This is a genomic window from Flavihumibacter sp. CACIAM 22H1, from assembly GCF_001601815.1.
Lineage (GTDB): Bacteria > Bacteroidota > Bacteroidia > Chitinophagales > Chitinophagaceae > Flavihumibacter.
Genome location: NZ_LUKG01000006.1, coordinates 13,481 through 18,012, shown reverse-complemented (window position 1 = coordinate 18,012; position 4,532 = coordinate 13,481). Strand labels below are relative to the sequence as shown.

At 43.6% G+C, this 4,532-nt stretch carries 3 protein-coding genes; all 3 read left to right on the top strand.

The window, feature by feature from the left end:
• Positions 1–1,340 (top strand): hypothetical protein (locus A1D16_RS03030; protein WP_290707688.1); only part of this gene is annotated, 1,340 nt, incomplete at its 5' end.
• A gap of 10 nt (positions 1,341–1,350) precedes the next feature.
• Positions 1,351–3,015 carry an SWIM zinc finger family protein gene (locus A1D16_RS03025; RefSeq protein ID WP_290707686.1) on the top strand — a complete coding sequence of 555 codons (1,665 nt, stop codon included), beginning with the start codon at positions 1,351–1,353 and terminating at the stop codon, positions 3,013–3,015.
• A gap of 312 nt (positions 3,016–3,327) precedes the next feature.
• Positions 3,328–4,532, top strand: a 1,205-nt coding sequence (locus tag A1D16_RS03020; RefSeq protein WP_290707684.1) for a reverse transcriptase family protein, incomplete at its 3' end; no start/stop codon positions are given.

Genomic DNA, 4,532 nt, shown 5'->3' with positions numbered 1-4,532 from the left:
CTACCAAGGAACTACTGGCGGTAAAAGCCATTGCTTATTTAGTTTCCTGTAAAGAAAGCACAGCGCTTCCCGGTATGGTACTAAAAGATGGAACAGATTACCTGCTTGATCTTTGTCAGCATCAATTAGCCCAGGTAAGCAGCGGAGTTCTTGCAGATCTGCTCCAACACCCGGTGCCGGAAATTTTATTATTTGGTTTACAGGTGCTTAAACTGCAACAAAAAGATACTTCAGCAGATCAGTTACCGGAGACATTTATAACCGAACTTATTCAGCATGGGTATGAACCTGTACGCATGGAAGGAATGAAGCTGGTAAACAAGCTTTCTGTTCCTGCACTTAAAAAAATAGAAAAGACCCTACTGGCTGCCTGCCTGTCGGTATATGGCGATATCCGTCGATCCGTGCGCCCGGCCCTTCAAAAACTGGCAGCAGCGGATCCGGATTTTGGCAACGAAGCAGTTTCTGCATTACTGCCTTTATTATTACGTAAAGAAAAAAGCGAAGGCATTCACCAGGATATTAGTGAACTACTTTGTAGTGAATTGAGTACATACCTACCCAATGCTAATCAGGAAACTGCGCTTAAGTTGCTCTATGCCAAGTATCCTGCCGCGCAGCAAACGGGCTTGCACTTATTGGAAAAATATCGCCGCCCGGCAACCTTGAGTATAGCCCAGGTTGTTCAGATGGGATCGCATGAAAACCTCTATGTTCGGGAATGGTGCTGGGCATTCTTTGAAAAAGAGGCGGCACGGATTACCTTTGAAAAAGAATCGGCCGTAGCACTCCTTAACAGCAAATGGAAAGACTCCCGTGAATTTGCGCGGCAATATTTTCGACGGATCTTCCGTACAAATGACTGGGATCCGGACCTGCTTATTTCCCTGGCTGATTCAACCAATGAAGAAACAGAAGCTTATGCAAGAGAACTGATCACTACCCACTTTCAATCCGAAAACGGAGAACAGTACCTGTTACAACTAAGCCAGCATCCGCGAGAAAAAATGCAATTATTTGTAACCAATTATCTCGAAAATTATGCAGCAAATGACCTGTCAAAGATCCGGGAATTGGAATTTTATTTCCGGTCGGTGCTAACCCGGGTAAATAAAGGCAGGATAGCCAAGAACAGGGTATTGAATTTTCTAACAAGGGAAGGCCTGCAATCGGCAGAAGCAGCAGCGTTTGTAGCAGCCATCGTCACCGATGTTTCTGCCACAGCAGCCGTAGAAGACAGGGCCCGCTGTATTGAACTGTTAACGCGTCTGCAAGCCATCTATGCTATTGAAACCCCCTTAAAAGTTATTCCCCTCACAGAAAAAACGGCAACCCCTTAAACCTCTTCCTATGTTATTCAAGTATCGATTTGCAGGCTCTTCTTCCGTAACCAGTACTGCGCATTTAACCGGACTTAGTTTTGCTCCGGACACCCTTCGGGAAAGCACCTGGTTTGTAGGCAAACTCAACAAAAAAATTGCTTTCAGGGAAGCCATTTCTGCATTAAATGATGTAGTTATAAGCGATTTTCGATTCAAACCCAAAGATAAGATTGCCTATAAAGAATGGGTTGCACAAAACGAAGCCCTGTTCCTGGGAGAATATATGGTGGGCTTTAACCTGGATCAAACCAACGAAAAAATTGAGCAAATCAGAAAAGACCTGAAAGAGGTAATGGTGCAAAAACAACAATTACTGGCACCTTTTGATAAAGCAAAACGCGCGTATTTCGATTACCTGTATGATAAAAACAGGGAAGCCTGGTATGTACTGGACCCAGTGATCACCATTCATCCGGATCAGTTGTTTTTTGAATGTTTTAGTGAAGATGAATCTACCTATGGAAAACTTTCCTGCAACTACAATGTATTTGACCAACTGGATGATTTTAAGTGCGGCACCACCAATATTGATTATTCAGCCAGCCTTTACCAGGAATTTCAGAAAATCCGCAACTATAAAGAAACAGAACTTAAGATCGACCCATCCGGATTTAGTATTGAAACCACAGACGAAGAGCGCTATAAGGAAGTAAAAATTGATCTGCCTGAAAGCTGGGTAAGGGGCTTTCTGCAAGTAAGCAGTGCCATGACCATGCCAGGCATTCAGTTTGATCTCCATCCAATGGATATCTACAACATCTGCCTGCTCTTAAGAAGATTTAAAGAAACAAGGGGGCCCCGCGCCCTTCGCTATCTGTTAACGCCGGGAGAACCCATTAAACTGGTATTGGAACCCTGGGGGAAAGAAATCACCTGTCACAGAAGCATTTACACGGGAAACAGTAAACAGGAAATCCGCACCTGGGGAAGAAGACGGTTGGTTTTATTGGAGCGCCTACTTCCGATAGCAAAAAAATTTACGGTATATCTGATGGGTACCGGCTTACCGGCTTTTTATGTGGCTGATTTGTACGATATGAGCTTTACCTTGGGCTTAAGCGGGTGGACCAGCAACGATTGGAGCCATGCAGGCAATTTCGACCTCCTGGCGCCAAGAATGGAAGTTACAGAGTTTGTAAAACAGCAAGTATTTGCTGCTCTCAAAAAGGATTGGCGGGGATCGGTTGAGGGCATTGCCAAAACACTGTCCCTTTCCAGGGCCGAAGTTGCAGGCGCCCTGAGCGCATACACACAGGCTGGCAGGGTAATTTATGACCTTGAACATACCTGTTACCAGTTGCGCGAATTAAGCCAAGATCCTTTACCTGTTGAGCAGCTCCGCTTTCTAAACCCGAGAGAAGAATTAGCCGCCACTTTGCTGAAAACTGCAGAAATTCATCACCAGTCGGTTAAAACAGACAACAACCAACATCACCTGACCGGAACTGTACGATCAAAAAAAAGAACCTACCATGCAAAACTGGTCATAGATGCAGACGAAAAACTTCAGACTGCCAGTTGCGATTGTAGTTTCTATACTGAACATAAACTTTATAAAGGCCCCTGTGAACATATGCTGGCAATCAGACAATCCTATAATCAAAAAAGGATTCAATTAAAAGAGCTGGCATAACTTAAATAATTAAAAACTTACAACTATTTTTGTTAACCTTGTTTTAGATTCTTTGACAGAGAGCTGGCGCAGCACCTTGCTTCCGAAAGGAAAGAACGATGTTTCGTCGTTCATACAGCATGACCAGTACATGCATCACCAAATGTGATCTTTACTATGGCATATATGTACCTATGTACTATTTTCAGTACAGGCACTATGTGCCATAATAGTACATAGGTACATATATGCCTTGCGTTGATCAATCTGGTCTGGGCAGGCACGAAGGGCCGCCGCTCTCTGTTATTTTAAAACAGCCTTCTATCCAAGCAAATGGCAGATAACCACCTCACCCGCCAACAGATCTATGATCGGATCAGGGAAAGTTCTAGAGATGAATATATACTGGAAGAAATGAAGCGCCTAGGATTCTGGAATAAAAACGAATCCTCCCCTACCCTGCCCGAGTTACTGATAAAAAAAGAATCCAACCTTCATAAGGAATTAAATGCCTTGCTGGCAGAAAAACAAAAATTTCAGAACCGGGAAGCTCTCCTGAAAGAAATGCGCCTGAAACGCATGGAAGCAACCAAACTGAAAAGAGAAGACAACAAGAAGAAGAAAGAAAAAGAACGATTCGAAAAAACTACCGCCTGGAGAAAAAAACAGGAAACAGAAATTTTTTACCTGGGAGAAGAGGTTTCTGCAGGCTTGCATTACGCCGAAAACAACCACCCCTTATTAAACCAAAAAGCACTACCTGTTTTTGAAAACGAACAGCAACTTGCGCTTGCAATGAATTGTACGGTAAAAGAACTGGCTTTTCTCGCTTTCTCCAGACGGGTATCCGAACTTACTCATTACCAAAAATTCTACCTGCCCAAAAAATCTGGCGGCAAACGCCTGATTTCGGCGCCCATGCCCCGGCTCAAAAAGGCCCAGCATTGGATCCTGCAAACTATTTTGTATAAAATTCCACTTCATACATCAGCTAATGGATTTGTACCTACAAAAAGTATTGTTTCCAATGCCTGGCCTCATACAGGAAAGCAGGTGGTCATTAATATGGATATAAAAGACTTTTTTCCTTCTATCAGCTTCAGGAGAGTACGCGCCCTATTTAAAAACTTAGGCTATTCTGATAAAATAGCCACTATTCTGGCCCTGCTCTGTACCGAAGCACCCACAGAGCAGGTAGAGCTGGATGGGAAAAAATATTTCGTTCAAAAAGGCGAACGGGTTTTACCGCAGGGTGCCCCTAGCAGTCCGGCTATTACCAATATTCTCTGCTATCGACTTGATAAACGTTTAGTAGGGGTAGCCAATAAGTTCAATGGTACCTATACCCGTTATGCAGATGACATAACCATAAGCGGATCTTTCGCGCACAATACGGCCACCCGTATAGTCTGGCAAATCAAAAAAATACTGTCAGAAGAAGGATTTATTTTACATCCGGAGAAAATAAGGATCATGCAGCAGAGCCAGCGGCAGGAAGTTACCGGCATTGTGGTGAATCAAGAAATGTCCGTAAACCG

Bases quoted from the DNA above. Each gene is read 5' to 3' on its own strand.
- A1D16_RS03025 (WP_290707686.1), top strand. From the start codon at position 1,351: ATGTTATTCAAGTATCGATTTGCAGGCTCTTCTTCCGTAACCAGTACT.